At 70.7% G+C, this 18,319-nt stretch carries 17 protein-coding genes; 7 read left to right on the top strand and 10 right to left on the bottom strand.

All coding sequences use genetic code 11. The features are described from left to right. The gene (locus FB157_RS05750) at window positions 1–507 is read left to right on the top strand and encodes a hypothetical protein (protein WP_145876830.1); all 507 of its coding nucleotides are present in this window, start codon (window positions 1–3) and stop codon (window positions 505–507) included. A gap of 537 nt (window positions 508–1,044) precedes the next feature. Here the strand turns inward: FB157_RS05750 and ppc are convergent. Continuing rightward, a complete protein-coding gene (gene ppc / locus FB157_RS05745; RefSeq protein ID WP_145876559.1) occupies window positions 1,045–3,777 on the bottom strand; it encodes a phosphoenolpyruvate carboxylase in 2,733 nt (910 codons plus the stop codon). A gap of 310 nt (window positions 3,778–4,087) precedes the next feature. Between ppc and FB157_RS05740 the strand changes: the two genes are divergently transcribed. Continuing rightward, window positions 4,088–5,092 carry a fatty acid desaturase gene (locus tag FB157_RS05740; RefSeq protein WP_145876557.1) on the top strand — a complete coding sequence of 335 codons (1,005 nt, stop codon included), beginning with the start codon at window positions 4,088–4,090 and terminating at the stop codon, window positions 5,090–5,092. Further along, on the top strand, window positions 5,089–5,763 hold the full coding sequence (locus FB157_RS05735) for a TetR/AcrR family transcriptional regulator (RefSeq protein WP_037852782.1): 675 nt from the start codon (window positions 5,089–5,091) through the stop codon (window positions 5,761–5,763). Before FB157_RS05740 ends, FB157_RS05735 begins: the two co-directional genes overlap by 4 nt. On the opposite strand, the gene FB157_RS05730 is transcribed toward FB157_RS05735, so the two are convergent. Together FB157_RS05730 and FB157_RS05725 are read right to left on the bottom strand one after the other, a co-directional pair. Continuing rightward, entirely contained in the window at window positions 5,748–6,149 is a 402-nt protein-coding gene (locus FB157_RS05730) for a VOC family protein (RefSeq protein WP_145876555.1), read from the bottom strand. The two genes, FB157_RS05735 and FB157_RS05730, sit on opposite strands and share 16 nt — an antisense overlap. Window position 6,150: 1 nt before the next feature. Then, window positions 6,151–6,975 (bottom strand): trans-aconitate 2-methyltransferase, encoded by an 825-nt coding sequence (locus tag FB157_RS05725; RefSeq protein WP_145876554.1) that lies wholly within the window; start codon window positions 6,973–6,975, stop codon window positions 6,151–6,153. Window positions 6,976–7,062: 87 nt separating this feature from the next. Between FB157_RS05725 and tamR the strand changes: the two genes are divergently transcribed. Beyond that, window positions 7,063–7,560: a MarR family transcriptional regulator TamR gene (gene tamR / locus FB157_RS05720; RefSeq protein ID WP_053661755.1), complete on the top strand. Its 498-nt coding sequence runs from the start codon at window positions 7,063–7,065 to the stop codon at window positions 7,558–7,560. A gap of 34 nt (window positions 7,561–7,594) precedes the next feature. On the opposite strand, the gene FB157_RS05715 is transcribed toward tamR, so the two are convergent. Further along, entirely contained in the window at window positions 7,595–8,368 is a 774-nt protein-coding gene (locus tag FB157_RS05715; RefSeq protein WP_145876552.1) for a response regulator transcription factor, read from the bottom strand. A gap of 262 nt (window positions 8,369–8,630) precedes the next feature. Between FB157_RS05715 and FB157_RS05710 the strand changes: the two genes are divergently transcribed. Beyond that, entirely contained in the window at window positions 8,631–9,086 is a 456-nt protein-coding gene (locus FB157_RS05710) for an N-acetyltransferase (protein WP_186581373.1), read from the top strand. A 5-nt stretch (window positions 9,087–9,091) separates the two neighbouring features. Here the strand turns inward: FB157_RS05710 and FB157_RS05705 are convergent, their stop codons facing one another. The 4 genes from FB157_RS05705 to FB157_RS05690 all read right to left on the bottom strand — a co-directional run bounded on the left by FB157_RS05705 (window position 9,092) and on the right by FB157_RS05690 (window position 13,297). Then, window positions 9,092–9,694, bottom strand: coding sequence for a Uma2 family endonuclease (locus FB157_RS05705; protein WP_145876548.1), 603 nt, complete (start codon window positions 9,692–9,694; stop codon window positions 9,092–9,094). Window positions 9,695–10,065: 371 nt separating this feature from the next. Then, entirely contained in the window at window positions 10,066–11,220 is a 1,155-nt protein-coding gene (gene galK / locus FB157_RS05700) for a galactokinase (RefSeq protein WP_145876546.1), read from the bottom strand. Next, entirely contained in the window at window positions 11,220–12,191 is a 972-nt protein-coding gene (gene galE, locus FB157_RS05695) for a UDP-glucose 4-epimerase GalE (RefSeq protein ID WP_145876544.1), read from the bottom strand. Before galE ends, galK begins: the two co-directional genes overlap by 1 nt. Beyond that, window positions 12,188–13,297: a DUF4931 domain-containing protein gene (locus tag FB157_RS05690; protein WP_145876542.1), complete on the bottom strand. Its 1,110-nt coding sequence runs from the start codon at window positions 13,295–13,297 to the stop codon at window positions 12,188–12,190. Before FB157_RS05690 ends, galE begins: the two co-directional genes overlap by 4 nt. Before the next feature lie 211 nt (window positions 13,298–13,508). On the opposite strand from FB157_RS05690, the gene FB157_RS05685 reads away from it, so the two are divergent. Next, window positions 13,509–15,200, top strand: a complete 1,692-nt coding sequence (locus FB157_RS05685) for a sodium:solute symporter family protein (protein ID WP_145876540.1) — start codon at window positions 13,509–13,511, stop codon at window positions 15,198–15,200. 21 nt (window positions 15,201–15,221) lie between these two features. Next, window positions 15,222–15,569, top strand: a complete 348-nt coding sequence (locus FB157_RS05680; protein ID WP_145876538.1) for a hypothetical protein — start codon at window positions 15,222–15,224, stop codon at window positions 15,567–15,569. A gap of 27 nt (window positions 15,570–15,596) precedes the next feature. Here the strand turns inward: FB157_RS05680 and FB157_RS05675 are convergent, their stop codons facing one another. Together FB157_RS05675 and FB157_RS05670 are read right to left on the bottom strand one after the other, a co-directional pair. Then, window positions 15,597–16,289, bottom strand: coding sequence for a LuxR C-terminal-related transcriptional regulator (locus FB157_RS05675; RefSeq protein WP_145876537.1), 693 nt, complete (start codon window positions 16,287–16,289; stop codon window positions 15,597–15,599). Window positions 16,290–16,524: 235 nt separating this feature from the next. Further along, the gene (locus tag FB157_RS05670) at window positions 16,525–18,285 is read right to left on the bottom strand and encodes a PQQ-binding-like beta-propeller repeat protein (RefSeq protein ID WP_145876535.1); all 1,761 of its coding nucleotides are present in this window, start codon (window positions 18,283–18,285) and stop codon (window positions 16,525–16,527) included. Window positions 18,286–18,319: the final 34 nt, after the last annotated feature.

The following is an 18,319-nucleotide window of genomic DNA, read 5'->3' as shown; positions in this document are numbered from 1 at the left end:
ATGATCCCGGCCATGCCTGCCACAGCTGCCAGCGCTCGCCAGGCCTCCGTGACCGCGCTGCGGTTCGGGCGGGTCGCCACGATGGGTGTGTTCGCCGCGCTGATCGTGTTCACCGGGGTGTGGGGTTCCTGGGGGACCGCGCAGCACGTGATGCTGACGAAGGGGCGCGAGCGCGGCACGATCAGGGTGACGAGCTGTGCCGGGGACACGTGCCGGGGCCCGTTCACGCCGGTGTCCGAGGGGGCACGGGCGCGGTCGAGCGTGGAGATCGCGCAGTCGGTCGCGGTGCGCGAGGGGCTGACGTACGCCGTGGTGGTGAAGCCGGGGACCGACGAGGTGGTGCGGTCGGGGCCGGCGGGGATTCTGTACGCCTGGATTCCGCTGGGCGGTGCGCTGCTGCTGGCGTCGGTGGTGGTGGCGGGCGGTATGCGTCTGACGCGGGCGGCGTGGGTGCTGGCGGGGTCGGGGATCGCGCTGCTGACGGGTGCTTTTGTCGCGACTCTCTGATTTCGGCCCCGTTCGATGTCGGCCCCGTCCGATGTCGTGCCCCGCTGATTCGCGACCCGCTGAGGGGTTGGGGCGTTCTTCACGTCTGTGGGGGCCTGTGTGCTGCCTGTTCGTGATTGCCGGGCCGTCGGGCGGGATCGGAAGCTGAACCGCCCCCTCCACATCTTCCCCGTTCCCCACTCGAAGATCGATCACCCCATGCGTACCGGTGTCGGCGTCGCCGTCGGCGTCGGCGTCCGGTGCGGCGGCGGGCGGGTCCGCGTCCCCGCCCGGAAGCCCGTCGCAGGCCGCGTCGCCGGACTCGGCGTCGGCACCGTCCTCCGCGCCGTCCGCCCAGGGAGGCGGCGGCGACCTCGCCGAGACCGGTAATGGTGCCCCGGTGGACCTGCTGTCGGCCGTCGCTGCCGTGCTGGTCGGTGCGGGGGGGGCGGTCTGGTGGCCTGGCGGCGCAGGGCCCGGCAGGGCTGAGGCGGCTGGACGCGCGGGTGCCCCCGGGGTCGTACGGACCTCGGGGGCACCTTCGTCGTGCGGTGGCGGTCAGCCGGTGTTGCGCAGGCCCGCGGCCACGCCGTTGACGGTGAGGAGCAGGGCGCGGGAGAGCAGCGGGTCGGGTTCGGCGCCGGTGGCGGCCGCGTCGCGCTGGCGCTTGAGCAGGGCGACCTGGAGGTAGGAGATCGGGTCGAGGTAGGCGTCGCGGATGGTGAAGGTCTGCTTGAGGACGGGCTGGGCGTCGAGGAGTTCCTGTTCGCCGGTGACCCGGAGGACCTCGCGGACGGTCAGCTCGTGCTCGGCCCTGATGGTGTCGAAGACGTGCTTGAGCTCGTCGGGGACGAGGGTGTCGACGTAGTGCTGGGCGATGCGCAGGTCGGTCTTGGCGAGGGTCATCTCGACGTTGGAGATGAAGTTGCGGAAGAAGTGCCACTGTTCGTGCATCTCGCCGAGCACGGTGTCCAGACCGGTTTCCCGCAGCGCCTTGAGGCCGGAGCCGACGCCGAACCAGCCGGGCACGATCTGCCGGGACTGGGTCCAGCCGAACACCCACGGGATGGCGCGCAGACCGTCGAGCGAGACGCCCGAGCCGGGGCGGCGGGAGGGCCGCGAGCCCAGGTGCAGCTCGGCGAGCTGGTCGACGGGCGTGGAGGCGAGGAAGTACGTCGGCAGGTCGGGGTCCTCGACGAGCCTGCGGTAGGCGGCGTGGGCGGCGTCGGAGACGACGTCCATGGCCGCGTCCCAGCGGGCGAGGGCCTCGTCGGACTGGCGGGGGGCGGTGTGCAGGGCGGAGGCCTGCAGGGTGGCCGCGACCGTCAGTTCGAGGTTCTCCCGGGCCAGGGACGGGATGAGGTACTTGTCGGAGATGACCTCGCCCTGCTCGGTGACCTTGATCTCGCCCTCCAGGGTGCCCCAGGGCTGGGCGAGGATGGCGTCGTGGGAGGGGCCGCCGCCGCGGCCGACGGTGCCGCCGCGGCCGTGGAAGAGCCTCAGCCGGACCCCGTAGCGGTGCGCGACGTCACGCAGGCGCCGCTGTGCCCGGTGGATCTCCCACTGGCTGGTGGTGATGCCGCCGAACTTGGAGGAGTCGGAGTAGCCGAGCATGACCTCCTGGACGTCGCCGCGCAGCGCGACCAGGCGCCGGTAGGACGGGTCGGAGAGCATGTCCTCGAGGATGGTGTCGGCGGCGCGCAGCTCGTCGGTGGTCTCCAGGAGCGGGACGATGCCGATCTTCGCCCAGCCGGCGTGCAGGTCGAGGAGGCCGGCCTCGCGGGCGAGGACGGCGGCGGCGAAGACGTCGTCGGCGCCCTGGCACATGGAGATGATGTAGGACTCGATGACCTCGGGGCCGAAGACCTCGAGGGCGCGCTTGACGGTCTCGAAGACGCCGAGGGTCTTGGCGCCGGCCGCGTCGACGGGGGCCGGGCTGGGGGCCAGCGGGCGCCGGGAGCGCAGCTCCTTGGCGAGGAGCTTGGCCCGGTAGTCGCGGGGCATGTCGGCGTAGCGCCAGGATTCCTCGCCGAGGCGGTCGAAGAGCTGGCCGAGGGCGTGGTGGTGGGCGTCCGCGTGTTCGCGTACGTCCATGGTGGCGAGCTGGAGGCCGAAGGCGGCCAGGGTGCGGATGGTGCGGCTCATGCGGCCGTCGGCGAACAGGGCGCCGCGGTGTTCGCGCAGGGAGGTCTGGATGAGCCGGAGGTCGGTCAGCAGTTCGCCGGTGCCGAGGTAGTCGCGGCCCGCCTCGTGCGGGGTGCCCTTGGCGAGGCGCTGCTTGGTGTTCTCCAGCTTCTGCCGGACGCAGGTGGCCTTGAGCCGGTAGGGCTCCTCGGCGTTGAGGCGCTTGTAGCGGGGGCTGATCTCGGGCAGCCGCTCCAGGTCGGCGCGGAGGGATTCCAGGAGTTCCTCGGTGGCGCCGGCGTAGCGGATGGAGTTGGAGAGCAGGCCGCGCAGTTCGTCGACCATCTCCAGGGCGTCGTTGATGCCGTGCTCGTGCTGGAGGATGAGGACGTCCCAGGTGACCTGGGGGGTGACGTTGGGGTTGCCGTCGCGGTCGCCGCCGATCCAGGTGCCGAAGGTGAGCGGGCGGGTGTCGTCGGGGAGCTTGACACCGACGCGCTCCAGTTCGGCGGTGAGGTCCTCGAGGACGTCGCCGACGGCGTCGGCGTGCAGCTCGTCGAGGTAGTAGATGGCGTTGCGGGCCTCGTCGGCGGGCTCGGGGCGTACCACGCGCAGTTCGTCGGTCTGCCAGACGAGGTCGATGTTCTCGGCGAGGCGGACGTCGTGGCGGCGGCGGTCGGAGTCGAGGACGGGGGTGTCCAGGAGCGCGGCGATGCGCCGGAGCTTGTTGAGGACCGAACGGCGGGCGGCCTCGGTGGGGTGTGCCGTGAACACCGGCCGGACGTTGAGGTGCTCGACGCTCTGCCTGATGTGCTCGGGGTCGGCGTCCTTGAGGCGGTCGGCGGTGCGGGCGAGGAGGCCGCCCTCGGCGGCACGGCGGGCGCGCAGCTCGCGGCCGCGGTGCACCTGTTCGGTGATGTTGGCCAGGTGGAAGTAGGTGGAGAAGGCGCGGACCAGCTTGGCGGCGGTCTGCAGTTCGGTGCCGCGCAGCAGCTCGGCGGCGGCCTCGCCGTCCTCGCGGGTGAGGCGGCGGACCTTTTCGACCAGGTCGAGGAGTTCGGGACCTTCCTGGCGGACGAGGGTCTCGCCCAGGAGGTCGCCCAGCCGCCTGATGTCGGCGCGCAGCTCGGTGCTGGTCGTGGTGGTCTGGTCGTCGGCACTGCTCACAGGTGCGGCTCCTTGCAGTGTTGAAGCTCGTCTGGGAGGGAACCCGGGGCACCATCCACCACACGGCGAGAGTGCCGCATACGGGCCGGAGCGTCCGGGAAGGAATCAGAGCGGACCGCGCTGTCCGACCGACTTCAAGGATAGGTGTCGATGCGGACGCGCAGGTTCTGGGGCTCTTGCCGCAGCTCGGCACGCTGCCATACTTACGTCGCCGTAGGTTACGGAACCGTAGGGAAACATCGCTGGAGTCCCGCTCGGTCCGGTCGGCCCGGCGCCCTGTCCCAACCCTCGAACCCCACAGGGGACACGCATGACCTCACGTTCCGATGTGATCGATGAATCCCGTACGGCCGACGACACTCCCGCCTCCGCCACTCTGGGTGGCGAGCAGAAGCGCTCGATCGAGCAGATCACGCTGCTCCTGTTCATCATCGTGCCGTTCCTGGCACTGGTGGCGGCCGTGCCGCTGGCCTGGGGCTGGGGGGTGAGCTGGCTCGATCTGGGCCTGCTGGTCTTCATGTACTTCCTGGGGTGCCACGGCATCACGATCGGTTTCCACCGGTACTTCACCCATGGCTCGTTCAAGGCCAGGCGGCCCCTGCGGATCGCGCTGGCGATCATGGGGTCGCTGGCGGTCGAGGGCCCGCTGGTGCGCTGGGTGGCCGACCACCGCAAGCACCACAAGTTCTCCGACGCCGAGGGCGATCCCCACTCGCCGTGGCGGTTCGGGGAGACGCTGCCCGCGCTGATGAAGGGCCTGTGGTGGGCGCACATCGCGTGGATGTTCGACGAGGAGCAGACGCCGCAGGAGAAGTACGCGCCGGATCTGGTCAAGGACCCGGCCCTCCGGGCGATCTCCCGCCAGTTCGTCCTGTGGACGGTCGTGTCCCTCGCGCTGCCTCCGCTGGTCGGGGGTCTGGTGACGATGTCCTGGTGGGGTGCGTTCACCGCGTTCTTCTGGGGTTCACTCGTGCGGGTGGCGCTGCTGCACCATGTGACGTGGTCGATCAACTCGATCTGTCACGCGGTGGGCAAGCGGCCGTTCAAGTCGCGGGACCGCTCGGGCAACGTGTGGTGGCTGGCGGTGCTGTCCTGCGGGGAGTCCTGGCACAACCTGCACCACGCCGACCCGACCTCGGCGCGGCACGGCGTGATGCGCGGCCAGATCGACTCCTCGGCGCGGATCATCCGCTGGTTCGAGATGCTCGGCTGGGCGTACGACGTGCGCTGGCCGTCACGCTCACGTATCGATTCGCGCCGTAACACCGACGAAGGCGGCTCCCGACGCCGGAAGGAGCCCGCGAAGGCGGCATGATTGACGCCGTGGCGACCGACTCCAGCACCCCCAGCAACGACAAGCCGCGGCGAGCGCGCCGGACCCGTATGACCGGGGCGGAGCGTCGCCAGCAGCTGCTGGAGATCGGTCGCACCCTCTTCGCCGCGAAGGGCTTCGAGGGCACCTCGGTGGAGGAGATCGCGGCGAAGGCCGGGGTGTCCAAGCCGGTGGTGTACGAGCACTTCGGCGGCAAGGAGGGGCTGTACGCGGTGGTGGTGGACCGCGAGATGCGGCGGCTGCTGGACATGGTCACCGGCTCGCTGACGGCCGGGCATCCCCGCGAGCTGTGCGAGCAGGCCGCCTTCGCCCTCCTCGACTACATCGAGGAGTACACGGACGGCTTCCGCATCCTGGTCCGTGACTCCCCCATCCCGCAGTCGACGGGCTCCTTCGCCTCGCTGATCTCCGACATCGCCACCCAGGTGGAGGACATCCTGGGCCGCGAGTTCAAGTCGCGCGGCTTCGACCCGAAGCTCGCCCCGCTGTACGCCCAGGCCCTGGTCGGCATGGTCGCCCTGACCGGCCAGTGGTGGCTGGACGTGCGCCGCCCGAAGAAGGCGGAGGTCGCGGCGCATCTGGTGAACCTGGCGTGGCACGGTCTGGACGGGCTGGAGCCGAAGCCCCGGCTGATAGGTCACCGCAAGAGCTGAGGGCAGCGGGGTTCCAGGAACTCCAGCCGGTTGCCGACGGGGTCCTCGGAGTAGAAGCGGCGGTGGCCCGGGAGGCTGTCGTCCCAGGTGACCGGTGCTCCCTCTGCCGTCAGCCGGGCGGCGTACGCCTCGATGCCCGTCACCCGGAGTCCCGGGTGGGCCTTCTTCGCGGGCCGGAAGCCGCACGTTCCGCCTTCGGTGGTGGCCTGCTCGATGCCCAGGTGCAGTTGCACGGTCCCCGCCCGGAACCAGCAGCCTCCGCGCGCGGCGAGCACCGGCGGCTTGGGGATCTCCGTCATGCCGAGGACGTCGGCGTAGTACGCCCGCAGGACGTCCTCGGAGCCGGGCGGTGCGGCCAGTTGTACGTGGTCCACGGCGGTGATCACCTCAGGCCTCCTTCACGGCCACCGCGAACAGGCGCCGGAAGGGCAGGACCGTGCCGTACGGCGCGCTCGGGTAGGCCACGCGGAGCAGGTCCCGGTACTCGGTGACGAAGGCGTCGCGGGCCTCGGGGTCGTCGGCGAGGGCGGTGAGGGCGGGGCGCAGGCCGGTGCCCTTGACCCAGTCCAGGACCGGGTCCTCGCCCTCCAGGACGTGGAAGTACGTCGTCTGCCACACGTCGGCCGCACAGCCGAGGCGGGCGAGGCGGTCCAGGTAGGTGCCGGGGGCGTGGACGGAGTCCTCGTGGCGCAGGACGTCGGCGAGGCGGGGCTTCCAGCGGGGTGTGGCGGCCAGTTCCCGCATCAGGGCGTGCAGCGGGGCGTCGATGTTGTCCGGGACCTGGAAGGCGAGGACGCCGCCGGGCTTCAGGGCGGCGATCCAGTCGGCGAAGCGGTCGGCGTGGCCCGGCACCCACTGGAGGGTGGCGTTGGAGAGGATCAGGTCGTGCGGCCCCTCGGGTGTCCAGACGCGGGCGTCGGCGTGGGCGAAGTCCAGGCGGCCGCCTCCTGCGGTGGCGCCCTCGTGGTCGACGTGCGCCTTGTCGAGCATCTCGGGCGAGTTGTCGTAGCCGGTGATGTGCGCGGTGGGCCAGCGCTCGGCGAGCAGGGCGGTGACGTTGCCGGGGCCGCAGCCGAGGTCGGCGATGCGCGGTCGCCCCGCGGGCGGCTGGGCCGGGAGCGCGGGGACGCGGGCGAGCAGGTCGGCGAAGGGGCGGGCGCGGTGGCCGGCGTGGCGGAGGTACTGGGCGGGGTCCCAGGTGGGCGTCGTCATGGCTCCACTCTCCCGGCGATATATCTTGATGTCAAGAGACTTGAGATCAAGAGACTTCATGTCGACACAACCACTACACTGATCTCCATGGAGGACGAGGTCGATCGGCTGGTCGCAGCGTGGCGCCGGGAGCGTCCGGACCTCGACGTGGAGCCGCTGGAAGTGCTCAGCCGGGTGAGCAGACTGGCCCGGCACCTGGACCGCGCACGCCGGCTCGCCTTTTCCGAGCACCAGCTCGAACCCTGGGAGTTCGACGTGCTGACCGCGCTCAGGCGCGCGGGGACGCCGTACCAGCTCTCCCCCGGGCAGCTGCTGACGCAGACCCTGGTCACCTCGGGCACGATGACCAACCGGATCGACCGGCTCGCGAAGAAGGGCCTGGTGGAGCGGCTGCCCGACCCCAGCGACCGGCGGGGCGTACTGGTCCGGCTGACCGACACGGGCCGGGACCGCGCGGACCAGGCCCTGGCGGGACTGCTGGAGCAGGAGCGGGCGATCCTCGCCGAGCTGTCCCGGGCCCAGCGCGCCGAACTCGCCGGCCTGCTACGCCAGCTGACCGCCCCGTTCGACAACATCCCCGGCTAGCCTGCCGGGCGTCTCCCGCCCGCGACGCGGCTGATCAGGCGCTGTTGGTCTCCTCCGGCACGACCCGCCCGGCAGACCCCAGGTCCACCGGACCGACTCCGGCCCGCCGGGCGAGCGCGACGGCGGCCAGGGTCGAGTGGACGCCCAGCTTGCCGAGGACGTTCTGCATGTGGGTACGCACGGTGTGCGGGGAGAGGAACAGCCGTTCGGCGACGGCCTTGCGGCCGAGGCCCGCGACCATGCAGCGCAGCACCTCCCGCTCGCGCGGGGTCAGCGACTCCACCAGCCGCTCGCTCTCGGTGCGGTGCTTGCGCGCGGCCGTCAGCTCCTTGAGGACGCCGGTGAGCAGGGCGGGCGGCAGATGGGTCTCGTCGCGCAGCACCCCCCGGATCACCGTCAGCAGCCGGGAGAGCGAGCAGTCCTTGGCGACCCAGCCGGAGGCACCCGCCTGCAGCGCGAGGGCCGCGCGCCGGGGGTCGTCCTTCTCGGCGAGGACCACCGTGCGCACCGCGGGCTGCGCCGTGCGGACGCCCGCGACCAGCGAGATCCCGTCGACCAGGCCGTCCTCGTTGCCCTCCTGCACCGGCACGGCCGGGCGCACGCCGGGCAGGTTTCCGCCCAGGTCGGCGTCGACGAGCAGGACGTCGTAGCGGCGCCCCTCGGCCGCCGCGCGCTCCAGGCAGCGCAGCGCGGCGGGGCCGCTGCCGGCGGCCGAGACGTCGACGTCGGGCTCGGCGGCCAGCGCCGCGGCCAGCGACTCGGCGAAGATACGGTGGTCGTCGACGACCAGGACTCGGATACGAACCACGAAACCCCCTTCCCCGGGCTCCGCGTGGAGCAGGGGATGACCAAGGTTCGGAGCACGACGACTCGCGCGGGCACGACACCTGCGGAAGGAACGCCGACCGCACGACCGCCGCCGTTGCGGAAACTGCTACCCCCACCGCAGGCGCCGTACCCGCCTGTCTCGCCCCCTGATATGCACCGGCCCCCACCGGTGCTGTTCATCAGAGTACGGATGGGAGCAGAGAGCGGAAGCCGATTTGCAGAACTGGCCGTCCGGCACGTTTATGGTGTGCCGCATGTTTCGTATTGAGGCGGAAGTCGACAAAGCCCGACGTGATCTGCTCCGCTCCCGGCTGCGGGACACCAACACGGCGGCCTCGCCGGTCCTGGCGGCGCTTCGGGGCACACCGGGGGAGCGCGAAGTCCCGCTGCACGTCTGGGCGCTGGACTCGGCGGGAGATCTGGCCGGAGGCCTGGTCGGCCACACCTGGACGAACTGGATGCACGTCACCTACCTGTGGGTCGACTCCGCGCACCGCGGCACGGGCCTCGGCTCCCGTCTCCTCGCCGAGGCCGAACACGTCGCCCGCACGGAACGCGGCTGCACGAGTGCCCGGCTGGAGACGTGGGACTTCCAGGCTCCGGAGTTCTACAAGAAGCAGGGCTACGACGTGGTGTGCGTGATCCCCGACTATCCGCCGGGCATCACGGAGTTCACTCTGACGAAGCGGCTCGATTGAGCCGGTCACAGCTCTTTGAGGGCGTCGAGGGTGATGTCGATGGCGATGTCGTACGGGTCGCTGAGCTTGAGCTGTTCGCGATGCGTGCCCGTCAGCCCGTACGCCTTGGAGACGGGGTCAAGTTCGTAGGTCCGAACCACCGGGTGCTTCTTCGCGTCGCCCATCTCGACCAGCCAGAAGTGCGGGATGCCCGCCGCCGCATACTTGCGGGGCTTGGTGTCGCGGTCGCGGGCTTCGGAGTCCGGGGAGACGACCTCGGCGGCGAGCAGGACGTCAGCGGCCTTGAAGCGGGTCTGTTCCAGGTCGACCACGGCTTCGGCGCGAACGACGGAGAGGTCGGGTTCGGGGCCGTTACGGCGGTCCAGGACGACGGTCATCTCGCGCTCGACCTTCAGGTCGTCCGGAAGTGTTCGACGTAGGCCGTTCATCAGCAGCTCGATCATCTTGGCGTGAAAGCGACGCTGCGGACTCACGAAAACCAGGCTCCCGTCGATCAGCTCGGTGTGCGGCGGGAGGTCGGGCAACGTCAACAGGTCGTCCACGGTGTATCCGTCCCGGGGCGGCACCGGCCAGCGGTGGCCGGGCTCGGCGATGGGCTCGGCGGTCATGGTTCCTCCCATGGGCGGGATTCTCGGCCTGCCCGTCCACGGTAACCGCCGGATTCGGTGGCCGTCATCACAAAGAGTGACGTCCCGGCTGCTTAGGCTCTGTGGCCAGTCCCGTGTCCTTCGCGCTGTAGCGGGCAGGCCGGCGGTGTCGATCGTCCCGGTGCCCAGGTCGGTGGCTACGGTGACCGGCTTGCCGTACGGGAGGTGCAGCCGGTTCTCGTAGGCGGGTCGGCCCTCGGCCCGGCCGATACCTCACTGGTAGGTCCACGTTCCGTCGCGTGGGTCGAGGATCAGGTAGTGGGGGATGCCCATGGCGGGGTAGTCGCGGGTCTTGTCCCGGTAGTCCGACCCCGCGTGGGAGACCGGTGGGGTCAGTTCAGGCGTCGGGCGCCCGCCGCCGGGACCGCCTCGAAGACGCGTGGGGACGTGAAGCCGGCCGCGGCGAAGGCCTCTTCGACCGCCTTGGTGAGGGTGTCCACGTCGGTGGCCTCCGCGAGGACGATCGCCGAGCCGCCGAAGCCGCCGCCGGTCATGCGGGCGCCCAGCGCGCCGTTCGTGAGGGCGGTGTCGACGACCAGGTCCAGCTCCGGGCAGGAGATGCGGAAGTCGTCGCGCAGGGAGGCGTGGCCCTCGGTGAGGACCGGGCCGATGGCCCGGGTCTCGCCGGCGCGGAGGAGGGACACGACGCGCTCCACCCGCTGGTCCTCCGTGACGACGTGCCGGACCAGGCGGACGACCTCCTCCTCGTCGCCGAGGCGGGTGAGGGCCGCGGCCAGGTCGGCGTAGGCGATGTCGCGCAGGGCGTCCACGCCGAGCAGGGCCGCGCCCTTCTCGCAGCCGGCCCGGCGCTTGCCGTACTCGCCGCCGCTGTGGGCGTGCTTGACCCGCGTGTCGACGACCAGCAGGCGCAGGCCCTCGGCCGCGAGGTCGAAGGGGATCTGCCGCTGGGACAGGTCGCGGGTGTCGAGGAAGAGCGCGTGGCCCTCCTCGCAGCAGGCCGACGCCGTCTGGTCCATGATCCCGGTCGGCGCGCCGACGTAGACGTTCTCGGCGCGCTGGCACAGCCGGGCCAGCTGCCAGCGCTGCAGACCGAGGCCGTACAGGTCGTCCAGCGCGAGCGCGATCACGACCTCCAGGGCCGCGGAGGAGGACAGGCCCGCGCCGGTCGGGACCGTGGAGGAGAGGTGGACGTCGGCACCGGTGACCGGGTGCCCGGCCTCGCGCAGCGCCCAGACCACGCCCGCCGGGTAGGCCGTCCAGTTCCCGTCGCTCCCGGGGGCGAGGGAGTCGAGCCGCAGTTCCACGACCCCGCCCTCGACGTCCGCCGAGTGCAGGCGCAGGACGCCGTCGGCGCGGCGGGAGACCGCCGCGGTGGCCTGGTGCGGCAGCGCGAAGGGCATCACGAAGCCGTCGTTGTAGTCGGTGTGCTCGCCGATCAGGTTGACCCGGCCGGGCGCCGCCCACACTCCCTCCGGCTCGGCCCCGTACAGCTCGGCGAAGCGCTCCCGGACCTGCTGTGCCGCCACTACTGCTCCCTTGCCGTGCTTGCGATGTGCCGCGCGAACTCCCACGCGTCCGCGACGATCCCCGCGAGGTCCGCGCGGGACGGGTTCCAGCCCAGCTTCTCGCGGGCCGTGTCCGCCGAGGCGACCAGGACCGCCGGGTCCCCGCCGCGGCGCGGGGCCACGACCTCGGGGATCGGGTGGCCGGTGACCTTGCGGGCGGTCTCGACGACCTCGCGGACGGAGAATCCGCTGCCGTTGCCGAGGTTGCAGATCAGGTGCTCGCCCGGCCGCGCGGCCGTGAGGGCCAGCAGGTGGGCCTCGGCCAGGTCCGCGACGTGGATGTAGTCGCGGATGCAGGTGCCGTCCGGGGTCGGGTAGTCGTCGCCGAAGACGGAGATCGCGTCGCGGCGGCCCTGGGCGACCTGGAGGACGAGCGGGATCAGGTGCGACTCGGGATCGTGGCGCTCGCCGTACGCCCCGTAGGCGCCGGCCACGTTGAAGTAGCGCAGGGACACCGCGGCCAGGCCGTGGGCGTTCGCCTCGCTGGTGATCATGTGGTCGACGGCGAGCTTGGTGGCGCCGTAGGGGTTGGTCGGCTTCGTCGGGGCGCTCTCCACGATCGGGACCTGCTCCGGCTCGCCGTAGGTGGCCGCGGTGGAGGAGAAGACCAGCTTGCGGACGCCCGCCTCGCGCATGGCGCCGAGCAGGGCCATGCTGCCGGCCACGTTGTTGTCCCAGTACTTCTCCGGCTTCACCACCGACTCGCCGACCTGCGAGGAGGCGGCGAAGTGCAGCACGCCGTCGTAGGAGGCGTCGAGCCACTTGGCGGCGTCGCGGATGTCGCCCTCGACGAAGGCGGCACCGGCGGGCACGCCCTCACGGAAGCCGGTGGAGAGGTTGTCGAGGACGGTGACCTCATGTCCAGCCTCCAGCAGGTGCTGGGCCACCACGCTGCCGACGTAACCCGCCCCGCCCGTCACCAGGTACTTCATGAACTAGCTACCTCTCGCAGTCGCTCGGCCGCGCGCTCCGGCGGCACATCGTTGATGAACACACTCATGCCGGATTCGGAACCCGCGAGAAACTTCAGCTTGCCGGAAGTGCGGCGGATGGTGAAAAGCTCGAGGTGGAGCGCGAAGTCGTCCCGCGTCACACCGTCGAACTCCTCCAGCGCGCCGAACGGGGCCTGGTGCCAGGCCGCGATGTAGGGCGTGGGGGGCTCGCCCGCCCCTTCTTCCGCTCCGTCCCGCGCCCCTTCCTTCCCTGCGTCCCGCCTGTCGAAGATCCGGTCGAAGCGCCTCAAGAGTTCCAGATAGACCTGGGGGAATTCTGTGCGTGCCGCCTCGTCGAGCGCGAGCAGATCGGGGACGCGGCGCTTCGGGTACAGGTGGACCTCGTAGGGCCAGTGCGCGGCGTAGGGCACGAAGGCCGCCCAGTGTTCATCCTCAAGGACGACCCGCTCCCCGGCGAGTTCCTTCTCCAGGACGGCGTCGAACAGGTTCTCCCCGCCGGTCGCCTCCTTGTGGGCGGCGAGCGAGCTGAGCATCAGTGCGGTGCGGGGCGTGGTGAAGGGGTAGGCGTAGATCTGACCGTGCGGGTGTCCGAGGGTCACGCCGATCTCTTCACCCCGGTTCTCGAAACAGAACACCTGCTCGACGGAGGGCAGGTGGGACAGCTCCGAGGTGCGGTCCGTCCAGGCGTCCAGCACCAGGCGGGCCTGCTCCTCGGTGAGGTCGGCGAAGGAGGCGTCGTGATCGGAGGTGAAGCAGACGACCTCGCAGCGGCCGGAGTCGCCCGCCAGCGACGGGAAGCGGTTCTCGAAGACGACGACGTCGTACGAGGAGTCCGGGATCTCGCTCAGCCGCTCGCCCCGCGTCGGGCACAGCGGGCACTCGTCGGCCGGCGGATGGTACGTGCGGCCCTGCCGGTGGGAGGCGATCGCCACCGAGTCGCCGAGCAGCACGTCGCGGCGGATCTCGGACGTGGTGACCGTACGGTCCAGCGGGCGGCGGTCGACGACGCCCCGCACGGTGTCGTCCCGAAGGTCGTAGTAGATCAGCTCACGACCGTCGGCCAGCCGGGTCGAGGTCTTCTTCACGCCGGACTCCTTGATCAAGCGCCCCTGGGGCAGCAGCCCCCGGGGCGTGTCCGCACCCAATCACTCAACACAACCAAACATAACAAACCACAACCCGACAACACCCTGGATCATCACAATCAAACAAAGGACATCAACAGAAGTGTTCAATTGCTGAACACGGAGGCATAGGTTCCGCTCCGGATCAGTTCGCGCAACGAAGCGAGTTCTCATGCAAACCCCTACATATGCCCCCACAGAACTGGCGGCGCAGCTACGGCTCCCCACGAACGGGCTGGACTACGCGATCCTGGCGATCTACTTCGTCGTCGTCCTCGGCATCGGCTTCGCGGCCCGGCACTCGGTGAAGACCAGCCTCGACTTCTTCCTCTCCGGACGCTCGCTGCCCGCCTGGATCACCGGCCTCGCCTTCGTCTCGGCGAACCTGGCGGCCACGGAGATCCTGGGCATGGCCGCGAACAGCGCCCAGTACGGCGCCTACACCGTGCACTGGTACTGGATCGGCGCCATCCCCGCCATGGTCTTCCTGGGCCTGGTGATGATGCCCTTCTACTACGGCAGCAAGGTCCGCTCGGTCCCCGAGTTCCTGCTGCTGCGCTTCGACCGGGGCGCCCACCTGCTCAGTTCGATCTTGTTCGCCTTCGCCGCCGTCCTGATCGCCGGCGTCAACCTCTACGCCCTCGCGATCGTCGTCGAGGCCCTGCTCGGCTGGCCGCAGTGGGTCGCCATCGTGGTCGCCGGCGCCTTCGTCCTCGCGTACATCACGCTGGGCGGCCTGTCCTCCGCGATCTACAACGAGGTGCTGCAGTTCTTCGTGATCCTCGCGGCCCTCATCCCGATCACCGTCCTCGGCCTGAAGAAGGTCGGCGGCTGGAGCGGCCTGACCGACAAGCTCACCGTCACCCACGGCCACAACTTCACCACCGCCTGGGGCGGCACCGGCATCGGCAGCGCCAACCCGCTCGGCGCCAACTGGCTGACCATCGTCCTCGGCCTCGGCTTCGTGCTCTCCTTCGGCTACTGGACCACCAACTTCGCCGAGGTGCAGCGCGCCCTGTCCGCGAAGAACCTCTCCGCCTCCCAGCGCACCCCGCTGATCGCCGCCTACCCGAAGATCTTCATCGTCTTCCTGGTGATGATCCCGGGGCTGGTCGCCGCCGCGATCGTCCCGAGGTTCGGCACCCCCGCCTCCGGCTACCAGTACAACGACGCCATCCCCTTCCTGATGCAGGAGCTGCTGCCCAACGGCGTGCTCGGCATCGCGGTCACCGGTCTGCTCGCCGCGTTCATGGCCGGCATGGCCGCCAACGTGTCCTCGTTCAACACGGTGTTCACCAACGACATCTGGGGCCGCTACGTCGTGCGCGGCCGCGAGGACTCGTACTACGTGCGCTTCGGCCGCCTGATCACCGCGATCGGCGTCGTCGCCTCCATCGGCACGGCGTTCCTGGCCTCGTCGTTCTCGAACATCATGGCCTACCTGCAGACGCTGTTCTCCTTCTTCAACGTGCCGATGTTCGTCGTCTTCATCGTGGGCATGTTCTGGAAGCGCGCGTCCGCCAAGTCCGGCTTCTGGGGCCTGCTCGCCGGCACCGTCACGGCGATGGTCAACTACTTCGTCTTCTACAAGAAGGGCATCATCTCGATCCCGACCGACCAGGGCGCCAACTTCGTCTCCGCGATCGCGGGCTTCGTCGCCGGCGCGGTGGTCATGTTCGTCGTGTCCCTGTTCACCCGGCCGAAGCCGGCCCACGAGCTGCAGGGCCTGGTCTACGGCACCCGCTCCCCCGGCATGGCCGAACCGCCGGCCGCCGGCGACGACGCCTGGTACCGCAAGCCGGCCCTGCTGGGCTGGGGCGCGATCGTACTGGCCGCCGCCTGCTACATCCCGTTCTCGTTCTGACCGCGGGAGGATGAGGAAACCATGACCGAGCACTCTCGCCGTCCCGAGCACGAGCACTTCCACTACTCGGAGGAGGACGTCCAGCGGGAGGTCACCGAGCTGGAAGGCAAGTCGGCGACCGCGGCCCGCATCTTCGACCTGCGCCGCATCATCGGTGGCCTCTTCGTCGTCTACGGCGTCATGGTCACCATCGTCGGCATCACCGACTCCCAGGCCGCCATCGACAAGGCCCAGGGCATCAACATCAACCTGTGGACCGGCATCGGCATGCTGCTCCTCGGCATCTTCTTCCTGGCGTGGCTGAAGCTGCGCCCGACTCCCCCGCCGTTGCCTCCGGCGGAGGAGCAGGAGGAGAAGCAGGCGGAGTAACGCCGCTTCCCTGCGGATCGTGCCCCGCTACAGCTCCGGCCCCCCTGGATCCGTCAGGGGGCCCGCCCTGTCCAGCAGGCCTGTGCGGGCCGCCAGTGCCGCCGCCTCCAGGCGGGAACCCACGCCCAGCTTCATCAGGACCCGCTGGACGTGTGTGCGGGCCGTGCTCGGGGCGATGCCCATGCCCGCCGCGATCAGCCGGGTGTCCTCGCCGTCGGCCACCCGCACCAGCACCTCCACCTCCCGCGGCGTCAGCATCTGCAGCAGCCGCTGCCCCTCGTCATCGGGCTGGGCCGCCGGGTTGAGCAGCTCGCCGAAGGCGCCCTGCAGCAGCAGCGGTGCCACCGCCGCCTCCCCCGCGCGGGCCTTCATGATGGCCCGCTCGACCCCCTCGATCCGCTCGTCGTGCCGTACGTACCCCGACGCACCGGCCGCGAAGGCCGCCGCGATGCCCCGCGGCGACGGCACCGGGCCGAGCACCAGCACGGCCACCTGCGGACGGTCCCGCTTGATCTTCACCACCGGGTCGAAGGCCCCCGGCTCGGCCGGCGCCGCCGTCCCCAGCAGGCAGACTTCCGGCGCCCGCGCGATCACCAGATCCGCCGCTCCCGCGGCCGGCGCCGCCGCCGCCAGTACCCGGTGCCCGCGCAGCTTCAACGCCGACGCCAACGCCTCCGCGAGCAGGCGATGGTCGTCGACGACCATGAGCCGCACTCCCATAGAGCAACCCCCCAGTCCCCCCCATGGATGCCCCACTATGGACGCCCACCGGTCCACCACGACAGAGGGCCGCCCCCCGGCGCCCCTGCCTTCATGCCCCCCGGAAGCTACACGCTTGTTCGACGTCGCGCTGCCCCTATGAAGGAGAAGTGCCCCGGATCGACGAAATCCGGGGCACTCCCTGGTAATACCTGGCATTCACCCCGGGCGCTCCGAAGCGCCCGGGGGCGTGCGATCAGCCGCCCGCGCCGAACGCGAGCAGCAGAAACTCCTTGCCGTACGACACCTTGTGCGCGTACGCGGCCGACATGAACAGCCGTCCCTGCCCGTACCGGATCTCCGCGTAGTCCGGGGCCATCGTGGACTCCGCCTGCCGCACGTCCTGCGCGGCCGGGTTCTCCAGCAGCTTGGTCGCCTTGAAGGAGCCGCCGTCGATGCTGACGACCTGACCGCCCTTGTTGTAGGGGGGCTGCTTGTAGGCGAGCAGGTTGCCGCCGTCCATGCGCAGCGGGGAGATCGTGTAGCCGTCGCCTGCCTCGGCGCGCTGGCCGGTCTGCTTGCCGGTGGTCAGGTCGAAGGCGACGATCTCGTTGGTCTTGCTGTACTGGCCGGTGCCGTCGTGCTGCTCGGTCGGCACGTACAGCTTGCCGGCGCCGGCGACGACCTCGCGGCAGTCCTCGACGCGGGTGATGCCGTCGCAGCGGCCGCCGTAGGTGTCACCGGGCGCCGAGATGCGGGTGAGCAGCTTGCCGGTCTTGTTGTCGATGGAGAAGTAGTCCGAGATGCCGCTGCCGTCGCCCGCGCTGTTGCCGACGTCGGCGGCCACCACCAGCGGGTCGGTCGAGACGACGCTGGCGTACTCGATGCCGGTCGCCATCTGGTAGTCGGAGATCACCTTCCCGGAGGTCGGGTCGATGGTCTGGATGTGCAGCTGGCCGCTGCCGTAACTGCCGCACTTGCGCACCGCGACCAGCTTGGGGCCGCCGCCGTACCCGTTGTCGTAGCAGGAGTCCGTCGGCTTCGGCTGCCACAGCGGCTTGCCGGAGTCGATGTCGAACGCGGCACCGCCGTTGGTGCTGCCGACCGCGACGGTGTGCTGGGAGACCGTCACGTTCTCCAGGCTGATCAGGGAGTCACCGGTCTTGACCGTCTTCGTCCACAGCTTGGTGCCCTTGGCGAGGTCGATGGCCGCGACCTGGCTGCATCCCGCGGTGGAGCCCTTCGCGGGCATCTTCGGCTGGAAGACGATCGCCGTCCTGCCGTCCGCGGTGACGTGCTTGCTGGCCGTGCACACCGGGCCGGGCAGCTTGAGCGTCCACAGCTTGGAGCCCTTGGCGGGGTCGTAGCCGACGATCTCCGCGATCCCGCTCTTGGCGTACACCGTGTCGGTCAGCCAGGAGCCCGCGGTCACGACGGAGTCGTTCGTCCTGGGCATCGGGACCTTGAAGAGGACCTTGGCGGCGGTGTTCGCCGGCACCTTCTCCTTGCCGCCGCCCGAGGTCGTGCCCCCGGAGCCGTCCTTGCCGCCCGAACCCCCGCTGGAGCTCGCGGTGTCGTCCTTCTTGCCGTCGCCCCCGGAGGACTTGGCGTACCAGACTCCGCCGCCGACGATCAGGCCGATCACGACGAGCGCCGCCACGATGATGACGAGCGCGCTGTTGTTCTTCCCGCCGCCGGACTGCGCGGGCTGCGGAGCCATCGGCACCGTGGGAGCGCCCGGGTAGCCGTAGCCCTGCGGCTGGGTGTACGGGTTCTGCGGCGCGCCCGGGTAGCCGTAGCCGGGCTGGGGCGGCTGCGGGGCCTGGGGTGCCTGCGGAGCCTGCGGGTAGCCGTAGCCGGGCTGCGGGGCCTGGGGCGGCTGGGGTGCCTGCGGGTAGCCGTAGCCGGGCTGGGGTTGCGGCGGCTGAGGTGCCGCAGGCTGGGGCGGGCCGAAGCCGCCCTGCTGCGGGGGCTGGTTCGGCGGCTGGTTCGGGGGCGGCGGAGGCGGCTGGGTCATGACGGAGGTACCTCGGTGAAGCTGTCGGGGCCGG

The organism is Streptomyces sp. BK340 (assembly GCF_007827595.1).
In the GTDB taxonomy this organism is placed as follows: domain Bacteria; phylum Actinomycetota; class Actinomycetes; order Streptomycetales; family Streptomycetaceae; genus Streptomyces.
The sequence above is the reverse complement of the archived record's forward strand: the minus strand, read 5'-3'. Positions and strand labels throughout refer to the sequence as shown.